The sequence below is a fragment of the Brevibacterium sp. LAARM2_SD2 genome (genome assembly GCF_057364785.1).
The window spans coordinates 178,723-193,201 of record NZ_JBNFOM010000004.1 but is presented as its reverse complement, the minus strand read 5'-3'; the positions used below and the strand labels follow the sequence as shown (position 1 = coordinate 193,201).

Below are 14,479 nucleotides of genomic sequence, written 5' to 3'. Positions count from 1 at the left end.
GTGCCTCGTCGATGACCGTGCTCGGCATTCGATAGATAAGCTTCGTGCCCATCGCGATTCCTCCTTCTCGTGTTCCCTTGCCACTGGGGCCAGGGTGTTGCACTAGAAGTTAGAAACCGCCGCTGAATGATCTGTCCAGAACGACCTCAAGTCGGTGGGCAGTGGAGGATCAACGGAAGTCCGCGATTCTCCGGACGCAGAGTGTCGAATCGCGAGGGCAGATTCGACACTCTGCGTCCGGGAGATCAGCTCAGACCCCGCCAGCCCGGCCGCGTCACAGCCTTTCGACCTCGACGAAGTTGACCGCCTCGTCGCTGCCCGGGTTGGAGACCTCGTGCTCGGAACCGGCGGCACGCGTGTAGGCGACGCCGGCTTCGAGCTCCGCTGTCAGCTCGGTGCCGTCGGCATTGCGCACGTGCATCGTGTCGGTGACCATGGGCACGACGACGTACTCGTGTTCGTGCCGGTGCATCGGGATGATCCCGCCGGGCTCGATCGTCCACTTCGTCACCCGGAACACTCCGTTGTCGAGCTGCACCTCCCCGGTCGCCCCGGTGTCCGCTGCTGCGTCATCTGTGCTCATCGTCCCGACTCCTTCGTTGGTGGTGCGCGCCAGAGGGTTGGGCCGCAGCGATGTCCCAGCGGGAATTGCTCCGGCAGAGCCTGCGGCCGTCCGCCCACCCTAAGCCGACTGCTGCGGCGACGGCTAGCATGTGCACTATGCGATACCCCATGGCTGACATCGCCGAGGTCGACGACGACATCCGCGAGCACATCCTTGCCGTGTCCGAGAAGACGGGATTCGTCCCCAACGTCTTCCTCTCCCTGGCTCGTCGCCCCGACGAGTTCCGCGCGTTCTTCGCCTACTACGACGCCCTCATGGAGAAGGAGACGGGGAACCTCACGAAGGCCGATCGCGAGATGATCGTGACAGCCACCTCGGCGGCCAATCACTGTCTCTACTGCGTCGTCGCCCATGGTGCGGTGCTGCGGATCTACGCGAAGGACCCGTTCGTCGCCGACCAGGTCGCCGTCGACTACGCCCACGCGGACATCACCGACCGGCAGAAGGCGATGCTCGACTTCGCGATGACGGTTGCGCAGGCGCCGTGGACGATCACCGAGGAGGACCACGCCGCCTTGGCCGCCCACGGCTTCGACGCGGAGGACGCGTGGGACATCGCCGCGATCACCGGCTTCTTCGGACTCTCGAACCGGATGGCCCACATCGCCGGCATGCGCCCGAACCCCGAATTCCACCTCATGGGCCGGACCCCGCGCGAGAAGCGGAGCACCGAGGCGGCGGCCCCTGCCGCCGACACGGCCGATTCGAGGGAGCCGGCGGACACGGACGCTCCCGCACCGACCGAGACAGCGCGTCAGCCCAGCGAATCGACGGCCGCCCCTGCGCCGGCGACCCCGACCCCGAAGGAAGCGAACCGACGATGACCATCGACCACACGCCGAGCCTCCACGTCTCCGAACGCGCCGGCCGCGTCCGTCCGTTCGCTGCGATGAACATCGTCGCCAAGGTCCAGCAGATGCAGCGGGAGGGACGCGACGCGATCGCGATGTGCCTCGGCGAACCGACGCAGGGAGCCCCGAGCCCGGTCAAACGGCGGGCGGCCGAGGCGCTGAGCGACGGCACGAACCTCGGCTACTCGGCGATCTTCGGCATCCCCGACCTGAGGGAGGCGATCGCCGGTCATTACCAGGACTGGTACGGCGTCGACATCCCGATCGAGCGGATCCAGGTGACGACGGGATCCTCCGGCGCCTTCCAGACGGTGTTCCTCACGTGCTTCGACGTCGGCGACCGGGTGGCCGTGGCCCGCCCCGGCTACGGCGCGTACAAGAACATCCTCGCCGCCCTCGGTGCTGACATCGTCGAGCTCGACTGCGGTGCCGACCACGGCTACCAGCCGACCGTCGACCTCCTCGAGCAGGCCCACGCCGAGGCGCCGCTGGCCGGCCTCATGCTCGCCTCGCCCGCGAATCCGACGGGAACGATGATCGGGGCCGACCACCTCGGCGAGCTCATCAGCTGGTGCCGCGACCACGACGTCCAGGTGATCTCCGACGAGATCTACCACGGCATCAGCTACATCGGCACGCCCGGGGAGACCGCGCTCGCCCACGACGACGAGGCGATCGTCATCTCCTCGTTCTCGAAGTACTGGGCGATGACCGGGTGGCGGCTGGGCTGGGCGATCCTGCCCGAGCGCCTCGTCACGGCCGCGACGAACGTCACCGGCAACCTCGCCCTGTGCGCTCCGGTCCCCGCCCAGTACGCCGCCCTGGCCGCCTTCGACCCCGAGTCCTATGCCGAGTGCGAAGCTGCCGTTGCCTCGTTCGCCCGCGCCCGGGACCATGTCCTCGCCGCGACCGATGACCTCGGGTTCACCGATATGGCCCCGCCCGATGGCGCGTTCTACATGTATGCCCGCATCGACGACATCCTCGCCCGCTCGGACGGTCGGTTCGCGACGGCGACCGACTGGTGCGAGGACATCCTCCAGGCCACGGGCGTCGCCTTCGCCCCAGGCGACGACTTCGATTCCGTGGACGGCTGGCGATCCGTGCGCCTGTCCCTGGCCGTCGGTGCCGACCGGACCGCCGAGGCGCTCGACCGGGTCCTCGACCACCTCAGCTGAGGGCCGGCGCGGGTCTCACGCGACCGGGCGGGGTGCGGGGGCTTTCGTGTCCGGGCGAGGCGCAGACCTCACATGACCGGGCGGGAGCTCAGTGCTCGTGGCCCTCGACGGTGTGGGCGATCGCGTCGAGGATGATGTGGGCGACGTGGTCGTCCTTGAGCGAGTAGTACGCCTCCCGGCCGACGCGGTTGACCCCGACGAGGTGGAGCCCGCGGAGGAACTTGAGGTGCTGGGACACGAGCGGCTGCGACAGCCCCGTCGAATCGACGATGTGCGTCACCGTCGCCTCGCCGTGCGCGAGGACGAGGAGCATCTTCAGCCGGGACGGAGTCGCGAGCGCCTTGAAGAGGTCGGCGGTCTCGGAGATCGCCTCGAGGTTGCCCTCGGGATCGCGCAGCAGGGCCTCGACGTCGGCGTTGACCGGGACGGAATCAGAAGAGGCAGCCATGGACTGAGGTTACCGCAACAGCTGTGCGGTCCCTCAACCGAGGCGACGCTCGCCGAGGCGAGATCCTGGGTCGGGACTGACCGGCCCCGGAACCGCGGCGGTCAGGGTGAAGAGCGCCTAGGCCTCGCCCTGTTCGGCCGTGCCGATGGCGTCGGGAAGGTCATCGAGCAGCCATGGGTAGCTCAGGGGCGAGAGGTTCGTCAGGGCGGTGAACTCGTCGTCGTCGAGGATCGCGTAGTGCTTGCCGCGGATGACCTTGACCTCGCGGTAGAACGGGTCGGCGAGGTCGGCCTTGTCGAACAGGCCCTCGCCCTGATCGGGGAAGTGGATGAAGAGGACATCGGCGTCGAGGCGGTCGACCTGGGACTTCTTCACCTCGTGCTCCTCCGCGGTGTACTCCTTCGCCGAGGTGGACGGCAGCAGCCCGAGACCGGTGAAGAAGCTGCTGTCGCTGCCGTCGTAGGAGAGGTAGTCGACCGAGGACTTCTCGACGTTCGCGAACGTGTAAGTGGTGTCCTCGAACTCGAGGTGGCTTGCGGCGATGTCGTCGGCGGACGCGGCGATGTCATCGACGACCGTCTTCGCCTCATCCGCCCGGTCGAGAGCCGTGGCAACAGCGGCGGTGCGATCGGTCCACGTGGCATCCGGCGCCGAGGCGACGACGGGAGCGATCTGCGACAGCGCGTCGTAGTCCGCCTCGGCGGAGTCGAGGCCGGTGGCGAGGATGACGTCGGGAGCGGCCTTCTTCAGGGCGTCGAGGTCGGGCCCGTCCGCGGCGTCGTAGGTGGCCGGGGCGTCGAGCCCCTTGTCCGTGAGCGCAGCGGCCGCCCAGGGGGAGAGGCCGCCGTCGTCCGCGGTGTCGGCGGTCGGGGCGAGGACGGGATCGACGCCGAGGGACAGGGCGATGTCGAGGTCGACGGGGCTGGTCACGGCGACCGTCGTCGGCTGCTCGGCGATCTCGGTGGTGCCGTAGGGCGAATCGATCGTCTGCGGATAGCTGCCGCGGGCCTGGTCATCGGCGGGGCCGGGCAGGATCGAGCAGCCGCTGACGAGCAGGGCTGCGGTGGTGGCAGAGGCGATGGCGGGGAATGCGGTGCTGAGTTTCACCCGGCCAGTGTAGTCAGGGCAGCGCTTCGACGTCCGTCTGGGTGCCGATGAGGTCGTCGGCGAGGGTCTCCCACTGGCCGTACGCATCCGGGTAGGCCGACCGCTGCACGGCCTGTGCCGCCTCGGTGGGCGTCATCCGATGCCAGTTCTCGATCTGGTCGAGGCCCGGGTTGTGGACCTCGGGATTGATGCCGTAGAACGACTTCGTGGCGAAGACGCGATCGGTGAGTTCGCTCGGCTCTCCCCAGCCCTGCGAGGGCCGCTGCTGGAAGAGGCCGACGGAATCGCGGTCGCCGTAGTCGATGTTGCGCAGCGAGGACTCCTGGAGCGCGGTCATGAGTGCGATCCGGATCGCCTCGTCGTCGAAGCCGCCGCCGCGACCGACGGCGATGATGAGACGGGCATTGTCGATCTGCTGCTGGTTGAGCTGCTGGACGGAGGACATCTGCATCTGCCTGATGGTCGTCGAGCCGAAGGACACGGGCGCGTTGATGATGACGACAGCGGCGATCGCCAGCGCCGCCGCTGCTGCTCCGAGGCCGATCAGGGCACCGACGAGCGGGGACCGGCGTCCCTTGCGGTGTCGAGTCTGTCGAGGCATGAATATAACGATAATGCAACAAACTTAAGGGCCAATGTGACCACGCCGTGGTTTTTGTCACAGGAAGGTCACGAAACCCTCGATGCGGGAGTGATCTCAGCGGCGCACGGGTGGGCGTCGTTCGGATCGGCGGCGCACGGGCTGGCGGAGGATCGTTCGCAGCCGCTCCGGCGCCGTCCGCCGAAAGTCGCTGAGGTAGATCTCATGATGCTTGCCGGTCATCATCAGGCCGGCGTCGGGGATGACCTCGTCGTGGAGGCGGGCGAGCACCTCGGCCTCGGCGTCGAAGGGCCCGATGTGGAGCGTCTGGACGCACGTCCCCTCGTCGAGGGTCTCGAACCGGACATCGCGCAGTCGCGGGGGAGCGCTCTTCCGCTCGACCGCCTCGGCGACCTCTTCGACCTGCGCGCGATCGAGCCAGTTGGGGACGAGGAGCATGAGGGTGAAGTCCCACGCGGACTTGTCCCGGGCCGTGGTGAAGGCGCTCATGTCCGCGGCCCACCACAGTCCTTCGAGCGGGGGGACGACGTAGTCGCGGCCGAGCTCGCGCTTGCTCAAGAACTTCAGCGCATACGCCAGCGGGTAGAGGGATTCGACCGCCGAGGTGAACTCGGGCGAGGTGTTCGGGTCGCCGTGGCCGTTGATCATGAGATAGGCCCGCGGCGGCACCTCGATGACGTCGAATTCGCCGTGGCGGGCGCGATAGCTCGGCAGGGTCTTCTTGAGATCGATCTTGTCCACGGGCTGCTCCTGTGCGGAAGTGCGGGCGACCGTCTGGGGCGGAGATGGTGTGGCGATGCCCTCTGATTCTAAGCCGGAGTCGGCATCGGGCGGCGCACTTCGGTCGCGCCGGGGCTTGACCTTGACACGCTGTCAGGGTCTTGAGTGGGGAGTGAAGGAGGTGGATGACATGACCAGACAACCGACCCATCCACAACTCACCCGGGCGCTGCGCTCGGGCCCTGCGCAGCAGCGGCTGCAGGCCGCGCTCGCGATCGGCACCGAGGCGGACGACTGCTTCCTCGACGTCCTCATCGAACGCAGTCGCACCGAGCCCGACTTCTTCGTCCGCGACATGCTCACGTGGGCCCTGACGCGCCTGTCGCCCCACCTCGTCGTCGCCCGGCTCATCGCCGAACTCGAGTCGGAGACCCCGCAGGCCCGGAGTCAGGCCCTGCATACGCTGTCGAAGATCGGGGACCGCCGTGCCTGGGCGGCGATGGATCCTGCCGTCGTCGGCTGCGTGCTCATCGCTCATCCCGACGCCGAGGTGGCCCGCAGTGCGTGGAGGTCCGCGGTTGCGCTGGTGCCGGGTGAGAGTCGGCACGAGCTGGCATCGTTCCTGGTCACGCAGTTGGGACGCGGTGATGTCGAGATGCAGAAGAGCCTGAGCAGGGCGCTGGTGTCCCTGGGCGAGGATGTCGTGTCAGTGGTGGATGGCAGTGTGGAGGCAGAGGAAGAAACAGTGCGGGCACACGCTCTGGCGACGGTCGAGATGTTCCATGACCCCGACGCCGGTTTCGCTCACGCCTTGAACGAGGCCAAGCGGGTGGTCGCACTGGGGTCCGAGGCGTCGGCATAGACCGGTTTTGGGAAGGGTCGGTTGCCTGCGGGCGATACTGTGTGGGGCAAGCACGGTGTCGCCCGCGGGGCCGGCGGCTCGGACTCCTTCCTCATGAATCCGGAGGCCGCGAGCCTGTGCCTGAGGGGAAAGCGAGGTGCGGATGCGCATCGGTGAGGTGTCCCGAAGGTCGGGAGTGAGCGCACGCATGCTCAGACACTACGAATCGCTCGGACTGCTCGCCCCGAGTGAGCGGACGTCGAGCGGCTACCGCGACTACTCCGCTGCCGACATCGGCCGCATCTTCCACATCGAGGGACTGCGGAAGCTGGGGATGTCGCTGTCCGACGTGGGCACAGTCCTCGACGAGCCCTCGTTCGGCGCCGGGGAGCTCGTCACCCGGCTCATCGCGGCGACGCGGTCCCGGATCGCCGCGGAACAGACCCTTCTCGACCACCTCGAGCGGATCGACCGGGTCGGTCTCACCGATGGCGACGGTCTGCTGGCGGCGATCGACCTCATGCGCTCGCTCGAATCCCGTGATGCCATCCAACGCCACAAGGCCGCGCTCGGCGTCGGGGTCGACGGGGGAGTGCCCGTCGAGACCCTGGTCGCGGCGGTCCTCGACGAGTCCGTGCTCAATGTCGCCGGAGCCATGCGATGGGCGCTCGCGCAGTCGGCTCCCGAGGCCGTCCCGCACCTCATCGGCGGTCTCGACTCAGCCGATCCTGCCGTGCGGCGCAACGCCGTCCGCGCGCTCGACGAGATCGCGAGGACCACCTCGGCGGACGACCTCGGCGCGGTCATCGCCGATGACCTCGTTGCGGCGCTGCGGTCCGGCCTGGGCGACGACGACCCGCAGGTGAGGACTCTCGCGACTCTCGCCCTGGGCCGGCAGCGCGACCCGATCGTCGCCTCTGCCCTCATGGACATGGCCATGGGCGGCGACACCGACGTCGAGGCGGCCGAACTCCTCGGCGGCTACTACGGCGAGGACAGCCACGACTCGCGGAGCGCGCCGGGCTCGGTGACCGGATGGATCCTCGTCGAGCTGCACGAGCGCAGCGAATCCCACGACCCGCATGAGCGCTTGCAGGTCCTCCAAGTGCTCCTCGAGATCCCGGGGCCGCTCAGCGACGGCCTCATCGCGCGCTTGAGCGAGGACATCGACCCGCGGATCGCGGCGACAGCCGCAGCGGGTCTGCGCCGACGTCGCACCCAGTGAGGTCGAGTGGGCCGTGCGGTCGGGATCGCACACAGCGGCAGCGAACAGCCTGCCGACCGCCTGCGAGACGCGCAGCGGGACGGCGGGTCACCTCGGCGTCATGTGAATGCTGCCTTGTCCCCCGCAACGGCCGTGCGCTCACTACAATTGGCCCATGACGTCACACACCGCGGCACCGGATCCCACGCCCGGGACCCCCGACAGCCATGATCGGGGCAGGCGTCGGCAGGCGTTCACCTTCCGCCGCACCCGGCACACCGTCACCGGCGTCCTCGACTACTTCTTCTTCCTCTTCGGCGGTGCCGCCTCGACGTTCCTCGCCATCCTCATCCTCATCAAGGGCTTCACCCTGGGATGGTGGCAGTTGCTCACCCTGCTCGTCTTCTGGGTGGTCATCTCCTATCTCACCCTTCCCCGGCTGCACCGGATCCTCACGCAGATCTACGTCCCCAACTACTTCATCGGGCGGGCGCGGACGTCCGACGGACTGCTCGGCGACCCCGTCAATCTCGCGTTCAAGGGGGAGGAGGCGCAGATCCATCACGCGATGAAAGCGGCCGGGTGGACCCTCGCCGACGAGATCACCGCCGCCTCGACGTGGGGCATCATCAAGTCGACGCTGACGAAGAAGAGCTACCCGGAGGCCCCGGTCTCGCCACTGCTCCTCTTCGGCCGGCGGCAGGACTTCGCCTATCAGCAGGAGGTCGACGGCGATCCGGGTCAGCGGCACCACGTCCGCTTCTGGAAGACGCCCAAGGGGTGGCTGCTGCCCGGCGGATACGAGGTCGGCTGGCTCGCCGCGGGCACGTATGACAAGAGCGTCGGCCTCTCGCTCTTCACCCTGCAGATCACCCACAAGATCGAAGAGAACACCGACGTCGAACGCGACTACATCGTCAAGACGGTGACCGAGGCCGAACCGTCGGTGACCGTCGACGTCATCAAGGACTTCTCCACCGGATACCACTCGCGCAACGGCGGCGGCGACGCGATCATCACCGACGGCAATCTGCCGATCCTCGATGTCGACAGCGTCACGACCGATTCCTCCGACTACCCCGATCGGCTCGATCTCGCGCTCGACGCCACGCAGATCTACAACCAGTCGCACACGGTCTCCGACGTCGCCCGGACGCTGTGGAGCAAGCGCCCGCTGCAGACCCTCATCGGCGCCGGCCTCGTACTCGTGCTCCTCATCTTCCAGGCCTGGGACGTCGCGAGCACCTTCACCGACTGGGGGAGCGTGCGCGCAGCGGTCGCCAGCGTCGAGGGCGACGCCGGCGGACTCTCCGACGAGGAGGTCGCCCGGATCGTCGCCGGCATCCTCATCGGGATCAGCCTGCTCATCGGCATCATCCAGGTCATCGCGAGCATCGCCGTCTTCCGCGGCAGCAACCGCGCCCGGCTGTGGATCCTCGCGCTGTCGACGTTCTCCGTCATCGTCTCGATGACGAACTTCTTCACCGGCGACAGCGACGTCGAGACGAACTTCTACTCGCTCATGACGATCGCCCTGCAGGTCGGCGTCCTGCTCACGCTCTCCAGCGACTCCTCCCGTCTCTTCACCCGCTTCAGCACCGAGGCGGCCCGAGCCGACCGGCAGGACCGCGCGATCGAGGACTGAGGCGATGCCGCGGAGTAGTCTGAAAGCGGCTGCCGCAGCGGCAGACTCAACGACGAGAGGACGCCCATGACCGATTCCCCGACACCCGCCGACGACTCCGTCTTCGACACGATCGACCCCGCCCTCAAGGTCGTCACCGCAGAGATCACCATCGACGCCCCCGCGGCCGAGGTCTTCGAACTCATCGCCGATCCCGCCCGGCAGCCGGAATGGGACGGCAACGACAACCTCGGCGAGGCGGCGCCCGGTCAGCGCATCACCGGCACCGGGGGCACGTTCATCACGACGCTGACGAAGGGTGTCGATCGGGAGAATCACGTCGTCGACTTCGAGGAGGGGCGGCGGATCGCGTGGAAGCCCGCCGAGGTGGGTCAGCCGATGCTCGGGCATGTCTGGAGATGGGAGCTCGAACCGGCAGTGGAGGGCTCTGTGCTCGTGCGCCACACCTACGACTGGACGGAGTTGCGCGACCCGCAGCGGTTGCCGCGTGCGCAGTCGACGACGGCGGACAGCCTGCGAGCATCGCTCGAGAGGCTCAAGGCCCTCGCCGAGGCGTGACCGGGCTTGAGTACTCGCTGAGCCGTGAGTTCGCCTGGCCGAGGCGATCCTATTTCGGCCAGGCGTCGGCGAGGCGGGTGAGGAGGTTCGCGAGGGTTTCCTTCTCTTCGTCGGTGAACGAGTCGAGTGCGACATCGACGCTGGCCTTCTGCGCGCCGAGGAAGCGGTTCGTGATCGCCCGCCCCTTGTCGGTGAGCGCGATGAGCGTGCGTCTGGCGTCGTCGGGGTCGGCCTCCCTGCGCAGGAGGTCGAGTTCGACGCCCTGCGCGACGAGGCGCGAGGCGCGAGGCTGATCGACGCCGATCGCCTCGCCGAGGGCGCTGACGCCGATCGCATGCCCCACCTGGGCGAGTGCGATGAGGAGACGCAGCTGGGCACGTCCGCCGAGGCGACCGCCCAGGCGGCGTGCCCACTCCCGCCACTCATCGCGTCCGACGGTCTCCCCGTGACCGGGGCCGTCCGTGTCGGTGAAGTGGCTGCCGAACGGACCGTCCTTGCCGAAGGGACCGCTGTCACCGAACGGTCCGCCGTCGCCGAAGGGGCCGTTCTCGCCGAAGAGCCCGTCCTTGCCGAACGGTCCGCCGTGCTGTCGGCCGTGACGGCCCCCGGGACCTCCCGAGCGTCCGCCAGGTCCTCCCGGGCCCGCGAATCCGCGGAAGCCGCGCCTCCATTGGAGCTTGGTGAGCGCCTCGGCGATCTTGTCGGTGGTGTCCATGCCTCGATTTTACATGTCCCTTGACATGCTTTGGGAATACATGTGACTATACATATACATGTCAGATAACAAGTAAAGGAGATGACATGTCCACCCCACACAACTTTGACAATGACAATGACCGTGACGGCCGTGGCGACACCGACAGCACCGAGGCGGCGGGCACAGACCGCGCGCGTGGTGAGGCCGACTCGTCCGGAGCGAACGCTGCCGAGCCCGTTGAGGCGAACGTCGTCGACGGCACGGGCGTCGACAGCACAGATGTCGACAGCACAGGCACAGACGCGGGCGACCGGCCCATCGACCATGAGGTGAGCGACGATGCGCCGCAGCTCGCCGATCTTCTTCGTCAGGTCGGCAGAACCCTGCGTCGGGACTTCTTCTCGGCGATGGACGATGCCGACATCGATCCGCGCGAGGTCGCGGATCTGCGGAGACGAGCACGGCGCAATCGGCGCACTGACGACGTCGTGGCCGGTGATGCCTGGCTCGATGATGCCGCCGAGACCGAGCCCGCCGATGAGGCCACCCGTGAAGCCGAGATCCGGGCCCAGGTCCGCGCGCTGCGTGACCGCGTCAATGCGCGCGTCGAGGAGGTTCTCAGTGATGACGAGGTCGCAGCCATGATCGCGACGCTGACGAAGATCGTCGACGAACTCCGTCCCGACGAGGAGGACATCCGCGAGGTCCGCGACCGCATGCGCGAGTTCGCCCGCCGCCGCGGTTTCGACTCCTCGCGCGGCTTCGACCCCTCGCGCGGTTTCGATCCCTCACGTGGCTTCGGGCCGAGTCGCGGTTTCGGCGGCCACGGTCGGCGCAGCCGTGGAGGCCGCGACGGCTTCGGGCCCGGCGCGGACCGCAGCCGTTCGGCTGACCGTGGCGGACCGCGTGGACGCGGGCGCTCCGATTCCGGCTGCGGCCCCGACGTCGACTGGGACCCCCCGCGAGTTCTTCGCGCAGTTCGTCCGCGGTGCGCGAGGCGATCGCGGTCGAGGACGCGACGATGCCTACGAGCGGGGATTCGCCGACGGTTTCGAGAAGGGCTTCGAGGCCGGCAAGCGTCGCGACGACTGACCCCGCCGAGCCACCGGCAGCCCCGGCGCCTTCCATCAGTTGCGGCGCAGCACGGCCTCGAGGTCGTCGAGCACGGTGCGGTCCTCGATCGTCGAGGGCACCGCGGGGTTCTCGGCGCCGTCGGCCATCTCGCGCATCGTCTTGCGCAGGATCTTTCCCGACCTGGTCTTCGGCAGCGCAGAGACGATGTCGACCTCGCGGAATGCGGCGACCGGCCCGATCTCCCGGCGCACCATCGCGACGAGCTCGGCCTTGATCGCATCCGCATCGACCGCCTCGGCGGAATCACCGAGGACGACGAGCGCCCGCGGACTCTGCCCCTTCGTGTCATCGTGGACGCCGATGACCGCCGCCTCGGTGACGGCCGGGTGGGACGCGATGACGGCCTCCATCACTCCGGTCGAGAGCCGGTGGCCGGCGACGTTGATGACATCGTCGGTGCGGCCCATGACGAAGACGTACCCGTCCTCGTCGAGGTAACCGGAATCGCCGGTGAGGTAGTAGCCGTCGAACGCGGCGAGGTAGGAGGAGACGAATCGCGAATCGTCGCCCCACACCGTCGCCATCGTCCCCGGTGGCAGGGGCAGCTTCATGACGATGAGCCCCTCCTGGCCCGCGGGCACCGGGGCGCCGCCGGGGTCGACGACCTCGATCTGATAGCCGGGCACGGGTTTGGTCGGTGACCCCGGCTTGAGGGGGAACTGCGTGAGGCCGAGCGGATTCGCCGCGATCGGCCACCCGGTCTCCGTCTGCCACCAGTTGTCGACGACGGGGATGTCACGACCGGTCGCCTCGGCGAGCTTCGACGTCGTCCATTCGTACGTGTCCGGGTCGAGCCGCTCACCGGCGAGGAACGACGCCCGCAGGGAGGAGAGGTCGTACTTCCTCATCAGCGCCCCGTCGGGATCCTCCTTGCGGACGACGCGCATCGCCGTCGGCGCCGTGAAGTGGACGTTGACGTCGTGGTCGTCGATGATGCGGAAGAACGTGCCCGCGTCCGGGGTGCCGATCGGCTTGCCCTCGAAGAGCACCGAGGTGACCCCGGCGAGCAGCGGACCGTAGACGATGTAGGAGTGCCCGACGACCCAGCCCACGTCCGAGGCGGTGAACATCGTGTCGCCGGGTTCGAGGCCGAAGATGTTCGGCATCGAGTAGGCCAGGGCGACCGCGTAGCCGCCGGAGTCGCGGACGATGCCCTTGGGCTTGCCCGTCGTGCCCGAGGTGTAGAGGACGTAGAGCTCGTCGGTCGACTTCACGGTCACCGGGTCGATGCCCTCGGGGGTGGCGGCCAGGAGCTCGGCGTAGTCGAGGTCGGTCTCGCCCATCTCGGCCCGGTGTTCGGGACGCTGGACGATGACGGTGAACTCGGGTTTCGCCTCGGCGATGGTGATCGCCTCATCGAGCATCGGCTTGTATTCGAGGACGCGGCCGCGCTCGACGCCCGCTGAGGTGGAGATCACCGTCTTCGGCGCGGTGTCGTCGATGCGCACGGCGAGTTCGGCCGGGGCGAACCCGCCGAAGACGACGGAGTGGATCGCCCCGAGGCGCGCGCACGCGAGCATGGCGACGGCCGCCTCGGGGATCATCGGCATGTAGATGACGACGCGGTCGCCCTTCTCGACGCCGCGGTCGGAGAGAGCGCGCGCGAAGCGGGAGACCTCGTCGAGCAGCTGCGCGTACGTGATCGTGCGGACGGTGTCGGTGACGGGCGAGTCGTAGATGATCGCAGCCTGATCGCCGCGGCCGGCGGCGACGTGGCGGTCGAGCGCGTTGTAGGCGACGTTGAGTTCGCCGTCGGGGAACCAGCGGTAGATCGGGGCGTTCGCGTCGTCGACGGCCTCGGTCGGCTCCTTCACCCAGTCGATGAGCTCCTTGGCCTGCGTGAGCCAGAAGGCGCCCGGGTCCTGCGAGATCTCTGCGATGACGTCATCGTATTTCGCGTTCATGTCCCCATTGTGACGCATGGCACATCTCCTCGCCGAGGTGGGGCGTGCGAACCGTGATCTGCGACCTCCCTCATCTGCTCAGGCTCACGGGGCACAATGGGGAGATGCGCTATCTCGTTGCTCTCGTCCTCGGCGTCGTCCTTCTCTTCGTCGTCAACATCTTCGCCGACCTCTTCTCGATGCCCCGCCCGTGGGGGTCGCTCATCATGGGCGGCATCGTCGGGGTGACGATGGTCGCCGTGCTCCTCATCTGGGAGGCGGTGCGGCCGAGCCAGCACGCCGAGACCGCGAAGCCGAAGCTCAGCGAGGAGGAGCGCGCGCGGGCCCGTGCGGAGCGTCGTGCCCAGCTCGCCGCCGAGGCGGGGGTGAGTCTCGAGCGCTACGACGCGGCCGTGGAGGAGTCCGAGGACATCGAACGGCTGAAGAAGGAGACGGGCAGCGAAGGCGACGGCGAGCTGCCTGCGGAGGCTGACGCAAAGCGCCCTGCGGACGCCGCTGGACAGCGGTCTGCGGGGGCTGACGCGGAGGAGAGCGCCGGCAGCCGGAGGGACGCGGATGGCCGGGCCACTGGCGGCGCGAACTCACCGGGTCGCGCGGGTGCTGTGGCAGCAGGAGGCTCCGGCGAAGGTTCAGCGGAGCGCGAGGATCGTGCCGACGGTGCGGACGCGGCGCAGGCCGACGACAGGACTGACGGCGACTCCGAGGACCATGCCCACGAGGAGACAGCGACGAATTCGTCCCTCGAGGCTCCGCCCGTCGGGCAGCCGGGGATCTCCTCGAGCGCTCTCGACGACGAAGCCGATGCCCGCGACGCCGAGGGCTCCGGCTCGGGCTACCGGGGCGAGGAATCGAGCTCGTACGAGGGCGAGGACTCCGGCGACTATCACGGTGAGGATCCGCGCGAGTCCCGCTGACCCTGGTGTCATCCCGCTGAGCGGGCAGGGACAGAGACTGATGTCGCCCCGC

The 14,479-nt window shown here is 68.4% G+C and carries 15 protein-coding genes; 8 read left to right on the top strand and 7 right to left on the bottom strand.

The window, feature by feature from the left end; all coding sequences use genetic code 11:
- Positions 1 to 274: 274 nt before the first annotated feature.
- On the bottom strand, positions 275 to 583 hold the full coding sequence (locus AC2W7K_RS04490) for a cupin domain-containing protein (RefSeq protein WP_198499904.1): 309 nt from the start codon (positions 581 to 583) through the stop codon (positions 275 to 277).
- Positions 584 to 732: 149 nt separating this feature from the next.
- Here AC2W7K_RS04490 and AC2W7K_RS04485 point away from each other — a divergent pair, with 149 nt between their 5' ends.
- Together AC2W7K_RS04485 and AC2W7K_RS04480 are read left to right on the top strand one after the other, a co-directional pair.
- Positions 733 to 1,449: a peroxidase-related enzyme gene (locus tag AC2W7K_RS04485; RefSeq protein ID WP_486005785.1), complete on the top strand. Its 717-nt coding sequence runs from the start codon at positions 733 to 735 to the stop codon at positions 1,447 to 1,449.
- On the top strand, positions 1,446 to 2,654 hold the full coding sequence (locus tag AC2W7K_RS04480; RefSeq protein ID WP_198499902.1) for a pyridoxal phosphate-dependent aminotransferase: 1,209 nt from the start codon (positions 1,446 to 1,448) through the stop codon (positions 2,652 to 2,654). Before AC2W7K_RS04485 ends, AC2W7K_RS04480 begins: the two co-directional genes overlap by 4 nt.
- A gap of 88 nt (positions 2,655 to 2,742) precedes the next feature.
- Here the strand turns inward: AC2W7K_RS04480 and AC2W7K_RS04475 are convergent, their stop codons facing one another.
- The 4 genes from AC2W7K_RS04475 to AC2W7K_RS04460 form a co-directional block, all read right to left on the bottom strand.
- A complete protein-coding gene (locus tag AC2W7K_RS04475; protein WP_140954867.1) occupies positions 2,743 to 3,102 on the bottom strand; it encodes an ArsR/SmtB family transcription factor in 360 nt (119 codons plus the stop codon).
- 117 nt (positions 3,103 to 3,219) lie between these two features.
- Entirely contained in the window at positions 3,220 to 4,209 is a 990-nt protein-coding gene (locus tag AC2W7K_RS04470) for an ABC transporter substrate-binding protein (RefSeq protein WP_198499901.1), read from the bottom strand.
- A gap of 13 nt (positions 4,210 to 4,222) precedes the next feature.
- Positions 4,223 to 4,810 (bottom strand): peptidoglycan-binding protein, encoded by a 588-nt coding sequence (locus AC2W7K_RS04465; RefSeq protein WP_137826531.1) that lies wholly within the window; start codon positions 4,808 to 4,810, stop codon positions 4,223 to 4,225.
- 96 nt (positions 4,811 to 4,906) lie between these two features.
- Positions 4,907 to 5,551, bottom strand: a complete 645-nt coding sequence (locus AC2W7K_RS04460) for a GyrI-like domain-containing protein (protein ID WP_198499900.1) — start codon at positions 5,549 to 5,551, stop codon at positions 4,907 to 4,909.
- 169 nt (positions 5,552 to 5,720) lie between these two features.
- Between AC2W7K_RS04460 and AC2W7K_RS04455 the strand changes: the two genes are divergently transcribed.
- From AC2W7K_RS04455 to AC2W7K_RS04440, 4 genes are all read left to right on the top strand, one after another.
- Positions 5,721 to 6,392: a HEAT repeat domain-containing protein gene (locus AC2W7K_RS04455; RefSeq protein ID WP_198499899.1), complete on the top strand. Its 672-nt coding sequence runs from the start codon at positions 5,721 to 5,723 to the stop codon at positions 6,390 to 6,392.
- A gap of 142 nt (positions 6,393 to 6,534) precedes the next feature.
- Positions 6,535 to 7,596 (top strand): MerR family transcriptional regulator, encoded by a 1,062-nt coding sequence (locus AC2W7K_RS04450; protein WP_198499898.1) that lies wholly within the window; start codon positions 6,535 to 6,537, stop codon positions 7,594 to 7,596.
- 154 nt (positions 7,597 to 7,750) lie between these two features.
- Positions 7,751 to 9,220: an LssY C-terminal domain-containing protein gene (locus AC2W7K_RS04445; protein ID WP_198499897.1), complete on the top strand. Its 1,470-nt coding sequence runs from the start codon at positions 7,751 to 7,753 to the stop codon at positions 9,218 to 9,220.
- A gap of 66 nt (positions 9,221 to 9,286) precedes the next feature.
- Positions 9,287 to 9,778, top strand: coding sequence for an SRPBCC family protein (locus tag AC2W7K_RS04440; RefSeq protein WP_198499896.1), 492 nt, complete (start codon positions 9,287 to 9,289; stop codon positions 9,776 to 9,778).
- Between the two features lie 49 nt (positions 9,779 to 9,827).
- Here the strand turns inward: AC2W7K_RS04440 and AC2W7K_RS04435 are convergent, their stop codons facing one another.
- The gene (locus AC2W7K_RS04435) at positions 9,828 to 10,493 is read right to left on the bottom strand and encodes a MarR family winged helix-turn-helix transcriptional regulator (RefSeq protein ID WP_232623748.1); all 666 of its coding nucleotides are present in this window, start codon (positions 10,491 to 10,493) and stop codon (positions 9,828 to 9,830) included.
- An 888-nt stretch (positions 10,494 to 11,381) separates the two neighbouring features.
- Between AC2W7K_RS04435 and AC2W7K_RS04430 the strand changes: the two genes are divergently transcribed.
- Positions 11,382 to 11,567, top strand: coding sequence for a hypothetical protein (locus AC2W7K_RS04430; protein ID WP_486005784.1), 186 nt, complete (start codon positions 11,382 to 11,384; stop codon positions 11,565 to 11,567).
- A 35-nt stretch (positions 11,568 to 11,602) separates the two neighbouring features.
- On the opposite strand, the gene AC2W7K_RS04425 is transcribed toward AC2W7K_RS04430, so the two are convergent.
- A complete protein-coding gene (locus AC2W7K_RS04425; RefSeq protein WP_198499894.1) occupies positions 11,603 to 13,513 on the bottom strand; it encodes an acetate--CoA ligase in 1,911 nt (636 codons plus the stop codon).
- A gap of 104 nt (positions 13,514 to 13,617) precedes the next feature.
- Between AC2W7K_RS04425 and AC2W7K_RS04420 the strand changes: the two genes are divergently transcribed.
- Entirely contained in the window at positions 13,618 to 14,427 is an 810-nt protein-coding gene (locus AC2W7K_RS04420; protein WP_198499893.1) for a hypothetical protein, read from the top strand.
- The last annotated feature ends 52 nt before the right edge of the window (positions 14,428 to 14,479 follow it).